General features: G+C 44.7%; 19 protein-coding genes. 1 reads left to right on the top strand and 18 read right to left on the bottom strand.

From position 1 onward, the window contains the following. A partial coding sequence (locus tag AB6D80_RS21215) for a diguanylate cyclase (RefSeq protein WP_372189529.1) occupies positions 1-750 on the bottom strand: 750 nt, incomplete at its 3' end. Positions 751-937: 187 nt separating this feature from the next. On the opposite strand from AB6D80_RS21215, the gene AB6D80_RS21210 reads away from it, so the two are divergent. Then, positions 938-1513, top strand: a complete 576-nt coding sequence (locus AB6D80_RS21210) for a nucleoside triphosphate pyrophosphohydrolase family protein (protein ID WP_017059167.1) — start codon at positions 938-940, stop codon at positions 1511-1513. 136 nt (positions 1514-1649) lie between these two features. On the opposite strand, the gene AB6D80_RS21205 is transcribed toward AB6D80_RS21210, so the two are convergent. From AB6D80_RS21205 to AB6D80_RS21125, 17 genes are all read right to left on the bottom strand, one after another. After that, on the bottom strand, positions 1650-2138 hold the full coding sequence (locus AB6D80_RS21205) for a GNAT family N-acetyltransferase (protein ID WP_017109820.1): 489 nt from the start codon (positions 2136-2138) through the stop codon (positions 1650-1652). A gap of 281 nt (positions 2139-2419) precedes the next feature. After that, entirely contained in the window at positions 2420-2521 is a 102-nt protein-coding gene (cydX, locus tag AB6D80_RS21200; protein ID WP_017099703.1) for a cytochrome bd-I oxidase subunit CydX, read from the bottom strand. Between the two features lie 10 nt (positions 2522-2531). After that, positions 2532-3668 carry a cytochrome d ubiquinol oxidase subunit II gene (cydB, locus tag AB6D80_RS21195; protein ID WP_372189526.1) on the bottom strand — a complete coding sequence of 379 codons (1137 nt, stop codon included), beginning with the start codon at positions 3666-3668 and terminating at the stop codon, positions 2532-2534. Positions 3669-3680: 12 nt separating this feature from the next. Next, positions 3681-5267: a cytochrome ubiquinol oxidase subunit I gene (locus AB6D80_RS21190; protein ID WP_372189525.1), complete on the bottom strand. Its 1587-nt coding sequence runs from the start codon at positions 5265-5267 to the stop codon at positions 3681-3683. Positions 5268-5442: 175 nt separating this feature from the next. After that, positions 5443-6861: a PLP-dependent aminotransferase family protein gene (locus AB6D80_RS21185; protein ID WP_372189523.1), complete on the bottom strand. Its 1419-nt coding sequence runs from the start codon at positions 6859-6861 to the stop codon at positions 5443-5445. A gap of 204 nt (positions 6862-7065) precedes the next feature. Then, entirely contained in the window at positions 7066-8526 is a 1461-nt protein-coding gene (locus AB6D80_RS21180) for a lytic polysaccharide monooxygenase (protein ID WP_372189531.1), read from the bottom strand. Between the two features lie 481 nt (positions 8527-9007). After that, positions 9008-9367 carry a DUF6559 family protein gene (locus AB6D80_RS21175; RefSeq protein WP_009846928.1) on the bottom strand — a complete coding sequence of 120 codons (360 nt, stop codon included), beginning with the start codon at positions 9365-9367 and terminating at the stop codon, positions 9008-9010. Between the two features lie 29 nt (positions 9368-9396). Then, positions 9397-10155 carry a vitamin B12 ABC transporter ATP-binding protein BtuD gene (gene btuD, locus AB6D80_RS21170; protein ID WP_017096954.1) on the bottom strand — a complete coding sequence of 253 codons (759 nt, stop codon included), beginning with the start codon at positions 10153-10155 and terminating at the stop codon, positions 9397-9399. Continuing rightward, entirely contained in the window at positions 10142-11137 is a 996-nt protein-coding gene (gene btuC, locus AB6D80_RS21165; protein WP_372189522.1) for a vitamin B12 ABC transporter permease BtuC, read from the bottom strand. The genes btuD and btuC overlap by 14 nt, the downstream gene beginning before the upstream one ends. 133 nt (positions 11138-11270) lie before the next feature. After that, positions 11271-12299, bottom strand: coding sequence for a succinylglutamate desuccinylase (locus AB6D80_RS21160; protein WP_017102184.1), 1029 nt, complete (start codon positions 12297-12299; stop codon positions 11271-11273). Between the two features lie 268 nt (positions 12300-12567). Continuing rightward, the gene (locus tag AB6D80_RS21155) at positions 12568-14364 is read right to left on the bottom strand and encodes a M3 family oligoendopeptidase (protein WP_372189520.1); all 1797 of its coding nucleotides are present in this window, start codon (positions 14362-14364) and stop codon (positions 12568-12570) included. 175 nt (positions 14365-14539) lie between these two features. Beyond that, the gene (locus AB6D80_RS21150; protein WP_009846933.1) at positions 14540-15157 is read right to left on the bottom strand and encodes a histidine phosphatase family protein; all 618 of its coding nucleotides are present in this window, start codon (positions 15155-15157) and stop codon (positions 14540-14542) included. A gap of 26 nt (positions 15158-15183) precedes the next feature. Continuing rightward, positions 15184-15801 carry a bifunctional adenosylcobinamide kinase/adenosylcobinamide-phosphate guanylyltransferase gene (gene cobU, locus AB6D80_RS21145; protein ID WP_009846934.1) on the bottom strand — a complete coding sequence of 206 codons (618 nt, stop codon included), beginning with the start codon at positions 15799-15801 and terminating at the stop codon, positions 15184-15186. A gap of 9 nt (positions 15802-15810) precedes the next feature. Further along, complete coding sequence (locus AB6D80_RS21140) at positions 15811-16617, bottom strand: adenosylcobinamide-GDP ribazoletransferase (protein ID WP_372189518.1); 807 nt, start codon at positions 16615-16617, stop codon at positions 15811-15813. Beyond that, a complete protein-coding gene (gene cobT, locus AB6D80_RS21135) occupies positions 16617-17645 on the bottom strand; it encodes a nicotinate-nucleotide--dimethylbenzimidazole phosphoribosyltransferase (protein WP_372099835.1) in 1029 nt (342 codons plus the stop codon). The genes AB6D80_RS21140 and cobT overlap by 1 nt, the downstream gene beginning before the upstream one ends. Positions 17646-17717: 72 nt before the next feature. Next, positions 17718-18329, bottom strand: a complete 612-nt coding sequence (locus AB6D80_RS21130; RefSeq protein WP_012604130.1) for a flavin reductase family protein — start codon at positions 18327-18329, stop codon at positions 17718-17720. A 350-nt stretch (positions 18330-18679) separates the two neighbouring features. Then, a partial coding sequence (locus AB6D80_RS21125) for a hypothetical protein (RefSeq protein ID WP_372189516.1) occupies positions 18680-18870 on the bottom strand: 191 nt, incomplete at its 5' end.

The raw sequence follows: 18870 nt of genomic DNA, 5'->3' as shown, positions 1-18870 counted from the left end.
ATTATTGCGCAGAACGTTTGCCACTTTCTTTAAAACAACGTCACCCATTTGGTGACCGTAAGTGTCATTAACGACCTTAAAGAAATCGATGTCTACGACGGCTAGTGTCCCTTTACCTAGAGAGCCTTTTAACTGCTCCACTTCTGCATTCAACGTTTTGAACAAGCAACGTCGATTCGGCAAGTGTGTAAGAGGATCGTACAAAGCTTGATATTCAAGTTTTTCATTTAACTCTGTCAGTTTACGTTCTTGCTGTCTTCTAACCAGTTCCACTTCGATCCATGACGCCATTAACCGCATGACGTCGATATCGAACTCTTTAAACTCGCGATGATAGGGAGCTGGGCTTGAAAAGTTTAAGGTGCCATAAAGCTCATCATTGACGAAAATCGGGATACCAATATAAGACTCTAGCCCAAAAGATTGGTAGGCAGGATGTGTCGCATACTTATCATGTTTACCGCAATGCTCAATACAAATAGGGCCAACAGATTTGCACGTAATCTCACAATAGGTCGAACTATAGTCGAAGATATCGCCACTATTGAGCTCAACCCCTTCAGGTGTGACAGAGTGTTCAACTAAGTAAGTATTACCCTCGACTTTAGATAAGATACCAATATCAAGGTTGAAGCGTTCAAGCCCCATGATAAGCAGCTGAGCGATCTGAATATCGAACCCTTTTCGATAATCATTGGTGATTTGATACAAACGACGTATAACAACTTCACTTTCATTAGCTTGGTGCATAACTGTGATCCTACGACGGAGAACTGATTGGCAATATTACGTGTGGCCTACTGTAAATTATATATTAATCAATTAGTTTTTATGCAAGATACCTCATTAAACCAATGAATAAAAGTCGACTTTGCGTTAGCACCCTATTCCCAGCTTTGGTAAAATACCCCATTAACGAAACAGAATGGATAGGAAAATGAACCTTTCTCAACTAAGCCAAGAAATCTACGATCACCTTTACCGCGACATTGAAGAGTTCCGCAGTACTTTTGATCTGCCTGTTGCTGCTCCTGAAACAATGGACGAAAAAGGCGATACGCTACACACATCTCTAGCGATCGAAGAACTAACAGAACTTGCAGAAGCTGACTCTAAAATCGAACAAGCGGACGCTATTGTAGACAGCGTTTATGTTTTGATGGGACGTTTAGTTCACCTTGGCCAAGCTAAGGTAGAAGACAACCTAGCAATCAGCTACCTGATCGACCTACTGTTGAATGTTTCTAAAAACCGCTCAATCGACTTTCTGCCTTGTTGGGACGAAGTACACTCAAGCAACATGAGTAAAGTGTGCCGTAACGAAACAGAATACGCAGAAACTGAAGCTTTCTATGCTGAGCAGAACATCAAACTAATGGCTGTTCAAAAAGGTGAATACATCATCGCTAAGTGTGCGGAAGATTTCGTATCGGAAGGCAAGACAGTTCGCCAAGGTAAAGTACTAAAATCTGTACATTACCGCCCTGCGAACCTTGAGCCTCTAACGGCTTAAGTAAGGCTACAACTGAAGCACTTTAAAGCCGCAGTTGACTGAAATCGAAAACGCCACGTTATTTTAACGTGGTGTTTTATTATCTATTAGAAAACCCTAGCTGTGGTAATTGGAGCCTTGTATTAGAAGCAGAACACTATACCAGTCGTGCCATGTGATAAGCCGCCACATATTCGCCATTTCTGAAAGCGAACCCAGCCGACTCTCCTTCAATAACAAAACCGAATTTCTTGTAGAGACTGATCGCTCTTTCGTTATCGGTGTACACCGTTAGCTCCAGTCGTTTGATGTTAATCCAGTTATCACACAAGTCGATCGCGGTCGCGAGCAGTTGACTACCGACACCTTTGCCTAATACATCGTCTTTAACACCCATACCGAATGAAGCAACATGACGCCTTCTCGGGTTTACACACACTTCCATCCCCAAGTTGCCAACAATCTCATCGTCGATCATCGCGACATACGAGTACACGTTGTCAGGCATATTAGAGATTCGTTTTTGCCAGCTTTCCAGAGATGGATTTGGGAGTTGCAGCGTACCGGTATAAGCATTAGTGCATTCGTAAACTTCTTTGATTCCCTTTGCATCTGACGGTTCAGACCGTCTCACTATAATACTCATCGCAACTCCTACTATTTTCATCGCTAAATATGAAACACATCCTTAATGTGCACCTAGACACACTATCAAATAGTAAATATTTAACAATAGGTTAGATGAAATTGTTTTGATTAAATCTTATATAGAGTTGAGATATAGGTGTACTTAAAAGAATGCAGCTAACTCGATTTAAGTCTTACCATCTTGTACCACGAAGGAAGAACCAAACCTTACGCTTTAGGAAGGCTCATAAAAAAGACCAGAGCATCATGCTTCTGGTCTCTTTATGAATCAAAGGTCAATCAGAACTCAGTTTCTGAGTCACTTTTCTCTAGGCTGATGACATTCAAAACTGCAAATGCAGAGGCTAGAAATAAGCCTAATATCCAAATAAAATACCACATGAGAAACTCCTTAATACAGTGAATTGCCGTTGCGTTCGACATACTCGTTATCGAGTCGCCCAAACATGGTTCGATAACTGAACGCGGTATAACACAGAATGATTGGCACCATCACGAATGCTACGCCTGTCATGATGTTCAAGGTCAGTTCGCTCGATGTTGAATCCCACAGCGTTAGGCTATTACTCGGGTTAACGCTAGACGGGATAATGAACGGGAACATCGAGAAACCCGCCGTTAAGATGATGCAAGCGTTAGTCAGGCTGGAACTAATAAAAGCAATCGCATCCCACTTCAACCTTGCGCCAATCAAAGCCAGTAATGGAATAGTCACGCTGCCGATCGGTGCAAACCACATCCAAGGGTACGTATCGAAGTTGGTTAACCAAGCGCCTGTTTGTGTGATGACTTCTTTGTTCAAAGGATTCGAAGCCGAGCTATGATCCATCGCACTGACTATCAGATACCCGTCAATATGGTTTATCGCCATACAGCCAATCACCATGAGGAAAGCGATAAGTACAGCACTCGCCTGCGTCACCGTTCTTGCCTTTTTGTACACTGCGTCTGTGGTTTTCATCATCAACCACGCACTGCCTTGTAACAGCGCCATCAATAACCCAACCAGGCCACACAAAAGCGCAAATGGGTTAATCAAATCGATAAACGAACCATGGTACTCAACCATCAAGAAGCTATTGAGCGTAAAAGGTAAGCCTTGCATCAAATTGCCAAACGCCACCCCAAACAAGATTGGAGGGAAGAAGCCTGAGAACGAGATTGCCAAGTCACATACTTGTCGCCACTGATCGCTGTCGATCTTTGCTCGATACTCAAGCGCCAAAGGACGCAACCACAATGAAATAAGCACCAAATACATCGCCACATAAAGGCTTGAAAACGATGTCGCATAAACCAGAGGCCAAGCCGCAAACAACGCGCCACCTGCGGTAATTAACCACACCTGGTTTCCGTCCCAATGGGGTGCAATGGAGTTAATCATCACTCGTCTTTCAGAATTGGTTTTACCGATAAACGGTAACAACGCTCCAACTCCCATATCGAAGCCATCGGTGATCATAAAACCAATCAGCAGTACACCGATTAGCACCCACCAAATTAAACGCAATGTGTCATATTCAAACATGAGTCAGTCACCTTATTGTTGAACTTGTTGTGCCAATTTGGCTTCAAGTGATGTTGTTGTTTGTTCATAGTGATAACGCCCCGTTTTCAAACTGCTTGGGCCTTTTTTAGCGACGGTAATCATCAAGTAACTTTCAACAATGATGAACACCGTGTAGAGGCCAATAATTAGCGCGAGAGACGTCAGCAAGTTCTCAACGGTTTGCGACGATGCCGCGACCGCAACAGGGAGGATTTCACCCACCGCCCATGGCTGACGACCATACTCCGCAACAAACCAACCTGCTTCGATTGCCACCCAAGGTAATGGAATTGACCAAAGTGCCGCCTTCAATAACCAAGGCTTTTGAGTGATGTTTTTACGATAGGTTTGTAAGAAAGCCGCGCCAAAGACAAATAACATAATGAAGCCACAACCCACCATGATTCTGAATGACCAGAACAGAGGCCACACAGTTGGGATTGAATCATCGGCTGCTTGTTGGATTTGTTGTTCAGTAGCATCAGTCACGGTATCTGTGTATCGCTTAAGTAATAAGCCATATCCGAGGTCATGTTTGGTTTGATCGAAAGCTCGTTCTGTCTCATGTGAGGTATCGCCAGATCGCAAGCGCTCTAGCAATTCATAAGCAATAATACCGTTTCGAATACGCACTAAATGTTGATCACGCAGATCATGAAGTCCCGTCACTTGCTCGTCCAAAGATCGCGTTGCAATAATCCCCATCACATAGGGAATTTTCACAGCAAAGTCGGTTTTGCCTTGTTCTTGATTTGGTAATCCAAACAAAGTAAACGCCGCAGGTGCCGGTTCGGTGTGCCATTCAGCTTCAATCGCCGCAAGTTTCACTTTTTGGACGTCACCCAGTTCATAGCCCGACTCATCACCTAATACGATCACCGATATGATAGAAGCAATGCCGAACGAAGCTGCGACAGCAAACGAACGTTTTGCAAAAGCAACGTCACGACCTTTCAGCAAGTAGTATGAACTCACGCCAAGGATAAACATCGCACCGCAGGTATAAGCCGAAGCGACTGTGTGTAGAAACTTAACCTGAGCCACCGGGTTGAGCACCACTTCGGCGAAGCTAGTCATTTCCATACGCATGGTTTGGTAATTGAACTCTGACCCAATCGGGTTTTGCATCCAACCGTTAGCTACCAGAATCCATAACGCAGAGAAGCTAGAGCCCAACGCCACCAGCCAAGTCACCACAAGGTGTTGGCGTTTGGATAGCCTTTCCCAACCGAAGAAGAACAGTCCAACAAAGGTGGATTCTAGGAAGAATGCAACAAGCGCTTCGATAGCAAGAGGAGCACCAAAGATGTCGCCGACATAGTGAGAATAATAAGACCAGTTGGTGCCGAACTGGAACTCCATGGTTAATCCGGTCGTGACACCTAAGGCGAAGTTAATACCAAAAAGTTTGCCCCAAAAGCGAGTCATGTCCTGATAGATTTGCTTACCGGTAAGCACATAGATCGACTCCATGATCGCCAATAAGCAAGACATACCAATAGTTAACGGGACGAAGAGAAAGTGAAACATAGCGGTTAGCGCAAACTGTAAACGCGACAATTCAACTACATCAAACATTTAAGCTCCAAACATCATAATGATGGATTTCATATTAAGAATTGGAGCGTATTTCAGCACAGTTCGAACAAACCAAACTAGAACAGATTTGTTGTTAAAAAACAGAACAGATTATTTATCCAGTCAGTAGAGACTAGCGTTGAAGTATGGAGCAGCCGGTAACTCAGCTAACGACTTAGGCTTGTAATTGCATTGTCTGAATCAAACCACCTAGAGTACGAATGGCTTCTGCGATTTTGTCGTCGCAAGCGTACGAGCAGTTGAGACGGATGTGATGAGAGAACTTTTTGTCGCTGCTGAATATAATTCCCGGCGCGACAGAGATGTTGTGTTCAAGTGCTTGCTCATAAAGCTTCTCAACACAAACAGAATGAGGCAACTCTATCCAAAGGAAGTAACCACCTTGGCTTTTATGCACCATCGCACTTGAAGGTAAGCTAGATTCTAACAATGCAATATGTGCCTTCTTCCTTTCATTCAAAAGCTTGCGAAGTTTTTTAAGATGGTTGTCATAACTATAAAACGTCAGGTAATGAGACAGTCCAAGTTGGATAGGAATACTGCTTGAGAGCGTCGAAAGGTGCTGCAATCTCTGAATCTTTAACGCTTGTTTCCTTGCAACTACCCAACCGATTCGAAAGCCGGGCGACAATGATTTGGAAAACGAACCGCACAGCATGATTTGCTCGCCGGTGTCATAGGCTTTAGCAGGCAATGAGCTTTGGTTGCCGACATGAAGCTCACGATACACATCGTCTTCAATCATTGGGATCTTATGTTGATTCACCAACTCGGCCAACCGCAGCTTGTTTCCATCACTCATCGAATAACCCACTGGGTTTTGCGATTCTGTCATGAACCAGCACGCTTTGATGTTCATTGAAGCAAAAACCGATTCCAACACATCTAAATCGATACCGGTTTCAGAGTCGGTCGGGATCTCAACAGCGGTAAGATTAAGCCTTTCAATAGTCTGTAACACACCGTAAAACGCAGGGTACTCTATCGCGACTAAGTCACCCGGCTCGGTACAGGATTGCAGGCATAAGTTAAGTGCTTCCATTGCCCCTGACGTGATCACAATATCGTCGGGCAATACATCTAACCCACCAGCCTGATAGCGTTGAGCGATTTGCCTGCGTAATGTTTCACTGCCCGGTGGCAGATTAGTAAGCATGCTGTTATCGGGCATTTGACGACTGGCATTGGCTAAACTGCGCGACAACGCTTGATGCGGAAACAAGGCAGGGTCTGGAAATGCCGAGCTGAGTGGAATGATACTAGGGTCTTTGGCTCGTTGAAGTACATCGTAAAGCAGGTCGCTGATCTTAACGGGATACGGCTTGATGGCTTTTTGTTGTGCGAGTTCTGAGGTGAACACATTTCTGCGCGGTAACACGAAATAGCCAGATTTAGGCTTCGAGCGCACATAGCCTTGGTCTTCAAGCTGTTGATACGCCTGAAGTACCGTCTCGATACTGAGTTTATAACGTTTACACGCGTCTCTAATCGATGGAATTTTCTCACCACTAAGCCAGATGTTTTGTTCTATCTGATTCTTGATTGTATTGGCAAGTATCTGAGATTTTTTCATCAAAAAGTCTTTTCTATCTAATGTGTAAAAGATTACTAAACCGTGGATATTCGAAGCACTCGGACATTCAGGTATAACAAAGCCCTACCCTAAACCCAATTACCTTCACGGTCGACTTGTTTATCTCTCCCACAAGAAAAGACACCACACTCATCAATAGAGTGTGGTGTCTTATTTATTTAGTTACTTAGTTTGACTAGCTGACTAGTTAGCTGGACGCCAAACGCCCCACTGATCATTTTCGTAGGTCGCTTTAGGGTTTGTACCACCTTGAACCCACCATTGTGCTTTCCACGACTGGTTCGAGTAAGTCACGACTTCGCCACCAAGGTAAGTCGCTGATGAGTCCCACGTGCCATTGTCTGGGTCTGGAGTCGGTTCAGGATCCGGCGTTGGATCTGGGTCTGGTGTTACACCACCGTCATCGGCAATCACTTCGAACGTGAAGGTTTCAACACTATCACTTTCGATAGAACTAGCCATAAACGATAGAGTTTCGTTTGCAGTGATGCCAGTGGTATCAACTACGATAGAAGCCGTGCCGTTATTTTGAATGCTTACTGAAGAGCCTTGAGTTTGAGTCAATGTCGCCGCTTCGCTTGTTGCAATCACAACTTTGTCGCCAGCATTCACAACGTTGTCACTCTTCACTAGCTCGTAGATGTCGCCTTTCAATGGTTCAACACCACCGTCGCCACCATCAATCAGCGTTAACTGACCAGAAGCACGGCTATCTTTTGAGTTAAAGAAGTTACGTGAAGGATCGTTTTGGAAGTACATGTAGTGCTGCATTTCAGTGTGCCAGTCACCAATGAAGATCGCGCCATCTTTAAACTCTTCGTGCCAGCCGTTAATCTCTGAAGCCAACAAGCGAGCCCAATCGTTAACGTTTGAAGCGTCGATAACGATGTCGAAGCTACGCGCGACTTCACCGTACTTGTTGATGATGTCGTACTTAACCGTATCACCAATTTCTGGCGTACCAAACTGGTCAGAAACAAACAGGTCGCCACGGACTAGATCAGGCACCGGACCCGGCTCTGGTGGAGGAGTTGTACCACCGGCGATTGTGATGTCTGAACAGTTGTAGAAGCCTTCTCCTGCTGCATCGTCACGTTGCCAACGTACGTATAAGATTGCGTCGCCAGATCGGTCTGAAGGAATCGTTACGTTGATACGGTATTTGCCACCACTTACAGGAACATTCCCAACTTCTTGGAGAAGGTCTAAATCTCCCCACGCTAGGCCTTTGCTCAGGTCGGCGTTTGGTTTGGTTAGGTAGAACTCCCAGAATGACGGGTTGTGTGGTGCAGTCGCATTGAATACATATTCAAATGTACCAGTGCTTAACTCGGTGCGAGTCCAACCTGTATGAGGTGCACCCATGCCACGTTTTTGCGAATCATTGGCGTAACATAACGTGCCGTCTGGAATCGCCGCTTTCACTGCATTGATGTTGTTGAAGTCTTGAATGTTTTTCGCATACTCGTTACGTTGAACGAACGGGTATGATCCAGAAATATCTTTCGCTTGAGCACATGCAGCATTTGGTGGTGTACCCGACCAAACTCCGCCTTGCTCGTAACAGGTGTTCTGACGTGCGCTTGGAAATTCAGACCAACCATGAGCATTTGCCACTGACGGCACACTCGATAGCATAGCCATACCCACTGCTATTTTTAGAATATTATTATTTGCTATTTTCACTTTCCCACTCTCTATTATTTTACCCCCGTATGCAATATTGATTGGACATTGACTAATCAAGATTGCAGTTCGAGGGTTTATAGTTTCTGACTTAAAGAACACGGAAAATATATACGTCATAACTATCAATAAAAGTGGGATTTATTTTGAAAGGAATCAGAATCACACAACTCAAAGAAATGCGTTAGAGATAGATGATATTGGTTCGAATTATCAATTTTTACCGACAAAAATTACGCATTCCCTAAGAAAATAGATCGCTAGGAAGGTATTTTTTCATTGAATTAATTGGAGTGAAACGCTCGCATAAATAATGATATTGAGTGCTTTTTATCATCATTATTATTACGTTGTTGAGACTGCTGTAAAGTCGCTAAGCTATTGAGCGTATACGTTTATAAATGGATAAATCATTAAACGTTAATTTGAACGAGCTAAACTAATAGCGGCTATTCATGCCAAATCGATTCGACATATCATCGTCCATACGACCGCCCTTCCAACCGCCACCGCCCAACAAATTAAGTACATCACGCGCGTTATATTCCTCACCACCGAAGAAGTCATTAGACACATCATTACGCAGCAGTTGAATGGCTGGAGCAATTTCAGCAGCAAGGTCTTGTGGATCAGCAAACAATGCTAAGGCAACCAGTTGTTGGCGCTTACTCAATTCACATGAACTCGTTTCTACTTGCCCAATAGAGAAAAAATCACTGCTTCCGTACGCTTTCACCAACTTTGCAGAAAGTGATTTGATTACTTTCTTGATTCGTCGTCGTTGAATATATCTAAACATAGAGATTGCCTTGTATTGATGAGCCTAAATTAACCAAACAATAGGTAAGTTTGATTGTCGACCGAGATGCTTTTTACTTGCGTGTTAAATACGGATTCTAGCTGTTCAGGCACAAGCACTTGCTCTGCACTGCCTGATGCTTGTAGTACGCCCTTTTCGAGCAGCAGTACTTGGTCGGCATGCCTCAAGGTTCGGTTCAGGTCGTGGTTAGCCATAATAACCGCAATGCCCTTCTCAGCCACTCGTTCGATAAGCTTATACAGCAACGCTTCTTGAGCAATATCTAACGGCGCTGCAGGTTCGTCGAGGATCAGGAGCTTTGCGTAAGGATTAAGCGTCGGCCAAATTTGCAGGCACATTCCCGCCAAGCGAACGCGTTGCCATTCACCGCCAGACAGTGTCTGAATTGAACGATGAAGTTTGTCTGTGATGTCCAACATCTGGCTTATCTCTTCCAAAGCCGTGTTGATTTCAGTATCAAGGCCGTGCGATGAACTTGGCAGTGATAACGCAAGGTATTGGAACACTTCCAAGTTGAAGGCCGGTCTTGCACTTTGACACAGATAAGCACGGTGTAATGATAAGTCTTGTAACGACAACACAGATAAGTCTTGCCCATCGAGCTTGATATCACCTTTGTAGCCATCACCAACGCCAGATATCGCTTCTAGTAAGGTACTTTTGCCACTGCCATTAGGACCGATAACATGAGTCACCTGCCCTTGCTTGAGCTCAAATGATAGTGGTAATAAACGAGCGCCGACGCTCAGGCTCTTAATTTGAATCATGATTTTTAATTAACATCCAAATGAAGATTGGTGCACCGATACTGGTGGTCATCACACCCAAGGGTAATTCTGCAGAATCGAGTAATGTACGTGCGCAAATATCAGCAAACACCAGTAACGCGGCACCTGCAACGGCAGACAAAGGAAGAAGGTATCGGTTGTCGGTACCAATCGCTAAACGGAGTAAGTGTGGCACCACCAAACCCACAAAGCTGATCACGCCACCTAACGCTACTGCGCAGCCGACTAAAATAGACACAGCGAAGATTAGACGCCAACGTAATCTCGGAACGTTCACGCCTAACTGCGCAGCATGGGTCTCGCCAATCATGAGTTTGTCTAGCTTGCTACCTTGCAGGCACAGCCAGATAATCACGGGGATCATTACTAAGGTGAGCGAGTGTTGGTACCAAGTGACGCCACCTAAGCTGCCCATCAGCCAATACATCAATAAGCGTAGGCTGAGGTCATCACTAAAATAGAACGCCCACGTCACCATCGCGCCAGAAAGAATGCCTAACGCAACACCCACCAGCAATAACTTGGCCGTAGTCAGTCGCATCGTTTTAACCATGCTCACTAGAATCACGGTAAAACAGAGTGAGCCTAAAACGGCGGCAATCATGAACAGTTCTGGTGTAGGAGCAAACGGTAAGAAGAACAGCACGATCACCATCGCTAAGCTTGCACCACCAGAAATGCCGAGCACACCGGGCTCTGCTAATACGTTACCCAATAAGACTTGTAAGCTTGCGCCAGATACAGCTAACCCAGCCCCGATCGCAATAGCCGCCAATAGTCTAGGTAAGCGTAAATCAATCAGTAGTTTTTGTTCTAACGTGGACATGGAGCCCAGAGGGGAAATGAAGAGATCGCCAACCATTAGATAAATCGCACTCAGCGTGACAAGCAGTGCAGCCATCAGATAAATGGCTCGGGTCCATTTTCGCTGTTTTTGGTGAAGAAGTTGTTGGAAATCCATATCAAGCTACTTTGAAATTGTTCGCGTAACCTTACCTGTATCCCCAAATAAACTCAAGGCTCACACCGTAATGTGAACCTTGATATTTCAACCAGTTGGGCGGTTGTTTTCGTCGTTTAAACCCGAGTAGGTATTAATCGTACACAAGCTGACCGTGGTCGAATCGTGTTTCAACTTCGCACACCATTAAGGCCGCTCGTTGACCGATAGCAACGTTGCGATTTGGGAACACAACTGCTTCGTTTTCATTCTTCGCCATCAATGGCTTATCACCATCATGACCAAACACTTCACCGTGCTTGAACGCCGTAAAGTTTTCAACGGCATCAGAGAACATGAAATCAAAATCATCATGCAAACGAACAATGGTTCGGCTTACGCGATAAGTAATGGTTTTCTTTGGCAAATGCTCTGGTTCTATTTCAGCAATCAAATTGCGCATTGCCAAATCGAAAGCAGTTAACTTATCAAGCTGGTTCTCACCAATTCTTGCTACCTGCCCTAGCTCCATTGTCAGTGCTTGGGCTTCAAAGTTTTCAGCGCTGTACCAACTGAAAGTACTCGTTGGCGCATTGGATAACAACACCGCTTCAACGTGAGCACTGTTAATGAAATCGAACAAGGCTTTACTGCGAACTTCGTGTCGAACCTTAGGGCTTACGGCGAAAGAGTAATGCTTAGACAAACGGATAGCACAGTGCAGATCTAAGTGCCAACGAGTGGCAGGCACCGTTTCCTTGTAAAACTCAGTAACCAAGTACTTAAGGTTCTTCGCGATGTCCACTTCTCGATTACTCTCGTACTGTTTTTCATCAAACAGACGGTTCATATTCACATCAAGAAAACGCGTATGCGCATTGGTCGCTTCTGGGTGAGCAATGATGAACAAACATCTTGCTGTCACGACTTGGAAGCCGGTTTCAATATCCTCAATGAGCTTATCAATCAGCTCCATTGGTGAAGTTTCGTCGCCATGAACACCTGTTGAAAAGATGATGTTCTTGGTCTCAGAATTATACTCTGCGGGAATCACTTCCAATACACCGCGTTGATGAAGCTTAATTTGAACACCGTTACTCAGTACGGTCTGTCCTGCAACCACTTCTTGCTCAAGATCTAGGCTGTCAAAAAGAAATGATTGGCGAAAGAGGGTCTTCGTCATGCGCTACTCCTTAATTGCACGGCCGTATGTTAATAAATTGTACATAGAAATTGTGTTGCTAGGATCGCACTTATCAATAGAAACTCCGTTATCACTCACAAATACTACCCATATATTTTTGTATTACCTGCTGACTTTACTAACCGACATCTATTCCAAATAATTTTACCTATTTAGAACGACTTTTGGTTATCTCTGTTTATATCAGCAAGATAAGAGCCACGTAAGCTAACACAGCTCTTACCTACCATGAACAGATTGAGATCAATTAATCTTCCTGATCGAGCAATCTTTCAAATTCATCGATTTGAACTTTGACCATGTCGATGCTTTGTTGCCAAAAGTCAGCTTGAGTCAGGTCCATTCCCAAATGTTTTTGAACGACTTCTTCCGCCATCATGCTGCCCGTATCACGAAGCAAGGAAACGTAATCACCGTAGAATTGTTCGCCCTTAGCATCGCGCTGAGCGTAAACACCTTTACTGAACAGGTAACCGAACAGGTATGGGTAGTTGTAGAAGCTCACTTGAGAGATGCTGAAGTGCAGTTTGCTTGCCCAGAAGTAAGGGTCGGCTTCTGTCATTGCATCGCCATACCACTCCTTCCAAGTGGTTTCCATCAAGTCACACAGCTGCTGAGCCGTTAGCTCACCTTTTTCACGCTGCTCATAGAAGGCTTTCTCAAACTCGAAACGTACTGGAATGTTTACCATCAAAGCGAGTGAAGAAGAAAGCTCTTCCCACAACATTTCAAGTTTCTCATTGCGTGTTTGTGCTTGTTTTAACAAGTGGTCACGGACGATGTTTTCAGCAAAGATTGAAGCGGTTTCTGCTAGCGTCATTGGGTAGCGCGTCTGACACAAAGGCATGTCTTTCATCACCCAGTTATGGAACGCATGGCCTAGTTCGTGTGCCAATGTCATTAAGTCTGAGCGGCTACCGCTCCATGTCATGAACACAAGAGGTGTACGTGTCGCAGCAAACTTGGTGCAGTACGCGCCTAAACGTTTGTTCGCAGCCGGAGCGGCATCAATCCAACCGTTCTCAACCATTAATGCGACAAAATCAGCCATCTCTGGATTGACTTCAGCAAAAGCGGTTTTGATCACTTCAATCGCTTCATCAAATGAATAAACCTTAGATTCGCTGTCACCCAGCGGAGGCATCGCGGCTAAATGGTTCCAAGGCTTCATTTCATCAAGCCCGTGAACTCTTGCCATTAACAGACCTGCTTTCTGGCCTACTTCGCGATTTGCCTTTGCTACCGACATCATGGTGTCTAGCGTTTCAGGTACGATGCGGCTGGCGTGTAGGCTTGGATCAAGGAAATGTACGTCGCTTATTTTCGAGCGCTTTTTGTTCTCTGTCAGTCGCCAACCCGCAAGCGCATTTAGAATTGAAGCAAAAGACTCTTGGTGCGTCTTCATTGCGCCTTGGACTGCGCGCCATGCCGGTTCTTGTTTGTCGAATTCGCTGCCGTACAACAAGCTCGCAGCTTGTGAAAAACCTAGCGCTTCGTCTTCACCGTTCAGCTTTAGCGACAGTTTTAAAGAACCGGTTAAGTTATCGTACAAACGACCCCATCCATCACGGCCATCAACCTTCATCGCGGCCAATAACTGCTCTTCAGCAACACTAAGGCGGCTGCTTGATAACTTACGCGAGCTTTCAATCGCAAAGCGTTGTCCTGCTACATCTGCGCTGTCATGCTCTAAAACTGCATCAATAAACTCTGGTTCTGCGTGGATTAGCGTGTCTTCATAAGGGCTGAACGCTTGAGACATTTCAGAATTCAGTTTCGCAACTCGACCAAGCAGTGCTTTGGCTTCTGTGTGTGTCGCGTCTACCGATGCGTGGCAGTTAGCGAAGGTGTTGATTGTACTCAGTAACGTGCCTGCCGCTTCAGAAGTTTGAATGGCGTTTTGCATCGCTAGGATAATATGACGCTTTTCAACGTGTAGGTACAACAGCTCAATGCACTGCTGGATGAGTTCAATGTCCTGCTCGATTTTTGCATCATCAAGATCACGATAAGCAATGCTTAGATCCCAACTCGGTGTTGTCATGACTAAATTCCTTTCACGTAGGTAGTAATACCAATCTGGTATAGCGGCTGTAAACGCCGCTTTATACTTCTATTTCTGGTTCTATTTCTATTTCTATTTCTGTTTCTGTTTCTGTTTCTGTTTCAATTTACAGGTCCAATAGATTGTTAACTCTTAAACTGTGTTTTTTGAACACTCAGAGAACAGGTAGCCCTATCGATTTGACACTGGTAAAGCTCTGCGCAAACTGAGTGATTTGAATATGAGTTATCGACGCGTTTTCTATCGATAGCTTCGAGTACAAACTCGGATTTTTCCAATCGATATCAAGGCAGTGCGCTAACAATATGCGAATCACACCACCATGAGTAACCAATAATAGATTGTCACTTGGATCGTCCAAAAGTTGCGACCAAGCTTGAGTTACTCTGTCGTGGAAGCTCTGTAAACTTTCTGCACCAGTCAGTTGATGATTAGCAGGATCTTGCCAAAAGGTTTCTAGCATTCCCCACTTGTCTTCAAGCTCATCAAATGGGACACCATCAACGTCACCGAAGTTCATTTCCTGAAAGTCTGGTGCTACAGATAAAGTCACAGACATACGCTGTGCGTATCTGTTTGCGAGGTCGCTGCATCGCCTTAATGGTGAGGTAACCACGCAATCAAAGGCAATATCTTGTTTTATCAGCGCCCCACATATCCGATCTTGAAGATCAGGATTAACCAACACATCAGATAAACCATTAAGTGCCGCTTCGCCTTCGACTTTGCCATGTCTTAGTAGATAGATGTTCTTGGTTGTTCCATTTTCCATTTGTTCAACTAACCTTTGATACCAATCTAATTATGAGTCGAGCTTTGAGTCGAATGGCTCGACGGTTTTAAGCTCAATGGTAATCCTGCTGCAACCAGCGTAACGCGTTCAACGACGCGAGCTAGCGCTTGGTTCATGCGACCCGCATTGTCGACAAATAGGCGCGACACTTTACCTAGCGGCACCACACCTAAACCGACTTCGTTAGAAACCATGATAATTTGCGCTGGGCTTTGCTCTACGCTTTTCACTAAAACTTCAACCACGGCCTCAACCTGTTCATTGATCGCATCATCACCCAACTCAAAAATAATGTTGTTCAACCACAAAGTTAGGCAGTCAATCAACACCACATCGTTTTGATCAAAAGACTGCAGTTTTTCGGCTAATTCAACAGGGGCTTCATGCTCAATCCACAGCTCGCCACGACGTTGTTGATGATGCGCAATTCTCTCACGCATTTCGTCGTCCAAATAAGTGGCCGTCGCAATATAGTTGAGGCGTCCATTTGAACATGCTTCAAGTGCACATAATGCCTGTTGTTCTGCAAAACTAGACTTACCAGAACGAGCTCCACCCAATACCAGATGGCTATTTCGCTGACTTACTTGATTAATTTGATTAGCTTGATTCGTGTTTGTCATAGGAACCTGTTATTGAAAACCATTGTAAAAAGCAGTAATGAACACAAGGTAAATCAGCAACTCCATCAACTGTTGAGCCGCACCCAAGCAGTCGCCAGTAAAGCCGCCAATTCGAGCCAATAACCATTTTTTGAAACCTAATCTAAACAGATAGGCGACGACAGATAAAACCAAAGCGAGCTCAAGACCAAACCACAAGCTAGGCAGAACGCCCACAAGCAATAAAAAGACAAGTTCACCTTTAGTTTGCTTGTTCGCCAATGGCTTACTTTTACTGGTATCTAAATCGCTAACGTAAGGCATGTCGTAAATCAGTGATGCAGCAATTGCACGGCTAAAGGTATAACTGGTCACGATAACCATAAACAAATTTGTCATATTCGCTAGTTCGTTTAATAGAACCCACTTGCCAAGCAGAGCCATAACCAGTGCAGACGCGCCATAAGTACCAATTCGACTGTCTTTCATGATGGTCAAACGGCGTTCTAAGGTCATACCGCCGCCAATACCATCCGCCATATCGGTTAAGCCGTCTTCATGGAAAGCACCGGTTAGCATCAAGCTAAAGCTCATCATCAAAAAGATGGCCACTGCACTCGGCAGTATTGCATCGAGTAGCAAGAACACACCACCACACAGAACACCAAGTAACAAACCAACCGTTGAAAAGTAGCGACCCGAACGATTCATGCGCTCTTCTGAATAAGGCGTATTCTTCGGCATCGGCAAACGAGAAAAGAAACCCATCGCCAACGAAAAAAGTTCCCATTGGTATGTGATGCTATCTTTCAACGATCTTTTTGGTGCATCACTCATTAAACCGTGACTCCAGCACTCGCAAAACTCGCCATGTTGTTATAGAACTCTGCCGCCGCACGAATTATTGGCATAGCTAGCGCAGCACCTGTGCCCTCGCCCAATCTCAATCCAAGATCGAGCAGTGGCTCAGCGTCTAGCAGCTCTAATAGAATTTTGTGCCCTGACTCTTCAGAGCGATGTGCAAAGATCATGTAATCACGGCAACTCGGTTCAATTAGAGTCGCGACATACGCCGCAACCGACACGATAAAACCATCGACCAACACAGGGGTTCTGTTTTCGTAAGCGCCAAGGAAGCCCCCCACCATTTGAACTATTTCATAACCGCCGACTTGGCTTAACACCTCTTTTGCGTCAGGATTTATGCAACGAGCAACACCTTGCTTAACCACCGCCACTTTACGTGCAAGCTGTTCATTGTTGATACCAGTGCCTAAACCAACACACTCATCTGCAGTTCGGTTTGCTAGCGCACTTAAGATGGCAGACGCGCTGCTAGTATTGCCGATGCCCATTTCACCAAACATGATGATATTCGTGCCATTCGAAATGGTTCTAGATACAAGCTCAGCTCCCAGTTCAATCCCACGTTCAACAGTTTCTAAACTCATTGCCGCTTCTTTGGCAAAGTTATTGGTTCGCGTACCTAAGCGCTGAGAAATCAACATGTCGCTGTCAGATTCAACAGGCAACAAAATCCCAGTGTCCACGACTGTAATTTCGACGTTGTTTACCGCACAAAAGCAATTAATCGCTGCGCCACCGCTTAAGAAGTTCAACACCATCTGTTGCGTGACGGCACTTGGAGCAATACTCACACCTTCATCTGCTATGCCATGGTCGCCAGCAAAAATGATGATACGTGGCTTATTCAATTCGATGTGCTCAACCGCAGTTTCTTTGCCTTGGCTCTGAATCAATGCCAGTTGATGTGCGACTTTTTCTAGTAAGCCAAGCGCACCGAGTGGCTTGGTTTTTTGGTCAATTCGGTGTTGGATGTACTGCGAGTATTGGGTATCTAACATAAGTTTAGGAACACTTAAATTTAAGGTAATGGATTTCTAGGGCTGCGATTCTGCTTAAGCTAAATCGTTACACTATTTAGGGCGTGCAACAGAGAACACATTGGAAAGCGTCGCGTATTCACCGCCACCAAGTCGAGATAAAGGGTCCAATGCCATCGCATCAATCTTCAGACGTTCACTCTCTTTATCAATCACATTTTCGGAAATGTACACGGTTTCAACTTGAGCAAAGATAAGGCTCTGAGGCGCCTCTCCCACTTCTTTTACTTCGTACAAGGTGCAGCCAAAAGCGACCGCACACTCTTTCACTCTCGGTAAAGAAAACCCCTCAAATTCAACCAGCTCAATATTATTCGCGGTTACTTCAGAATCACCGTAATCGAGTGTAGCTGCTGTTGCTGTCATTGTTTCGGCAGAACTTGAAGAAGCAATGTGAATCACTAGCTTACCCGTTTCTAAGGCGTTACGAGTGGTATCTTTGATTTCGCCCGACGGCTTTTTCCCAACTGATAACATCAGTAGCGGCGGATTGCTGGAAACAGGCGTGAAATAAGAGAAAGGCGCTAGGTTGTACTCTTGGTCGGAAGATTCCGTTAATGCCCACGCTATCGGGCGAGGCACAACGGTTTGTGTCATCAGGTGATAAATCTGAGTGGGAGCAAGAGTATCAAGTTTGAGGTTCATAGCACGTCCTTGGTCTATGTGAATTACGACTCAGTTTACGTGTTAAGCAATGCTGTATCTATGCCTAATCAACAGAAACGGTAGAGAGTGTTCTTAATTTAAACAGATCACACCGGTATTTTCTCAAATTGACAGTCAAATTGACGAACCCGAAACACCTACAATATTGATAACAGATTTATCAATAACTTACATTTTGGCATCGTTTATGCTTTATCTAAAGTACTTGTTAATCTCTCCATTGATGAGTGCCCATACTGTGAATACCCACATCGCAGTTGCTTTAAAGGAAAACAATCGATTGAAAGACAAAACCAAACAATGATTTAGGAGGTGGAATGATTCCAAACTCAAGTAAAAGAAAACCAAATAAATCGAGTAAAAAAACCAGCAAAAAGGTAAGGAAAATCCCACTCTCCTTCACCTAATAGTTGTCGAAGCAATAAGACAACAAAGTAGCAAAGTAAATAACAAGCCCGTCGCCCATGAAGTGACCCCGTAAAGTTGGACATTTCTGTTAAGCGGCTTTCAAGGCCTGAGT

The sequence above is a fragment of the Vibrio sp. 10N.247.310.17 genome (assembly GCF_041466605.1).
GTDB lineage: Bacteria > Pseudomonadota > Gammaproteobacteria > Enterobacterales > Vibrionaceae > Vibrio > Vibrio tasmaniensis_A.
This window is presented reverse-complemented; position numbering and strand designations above follow the sequence as displayed.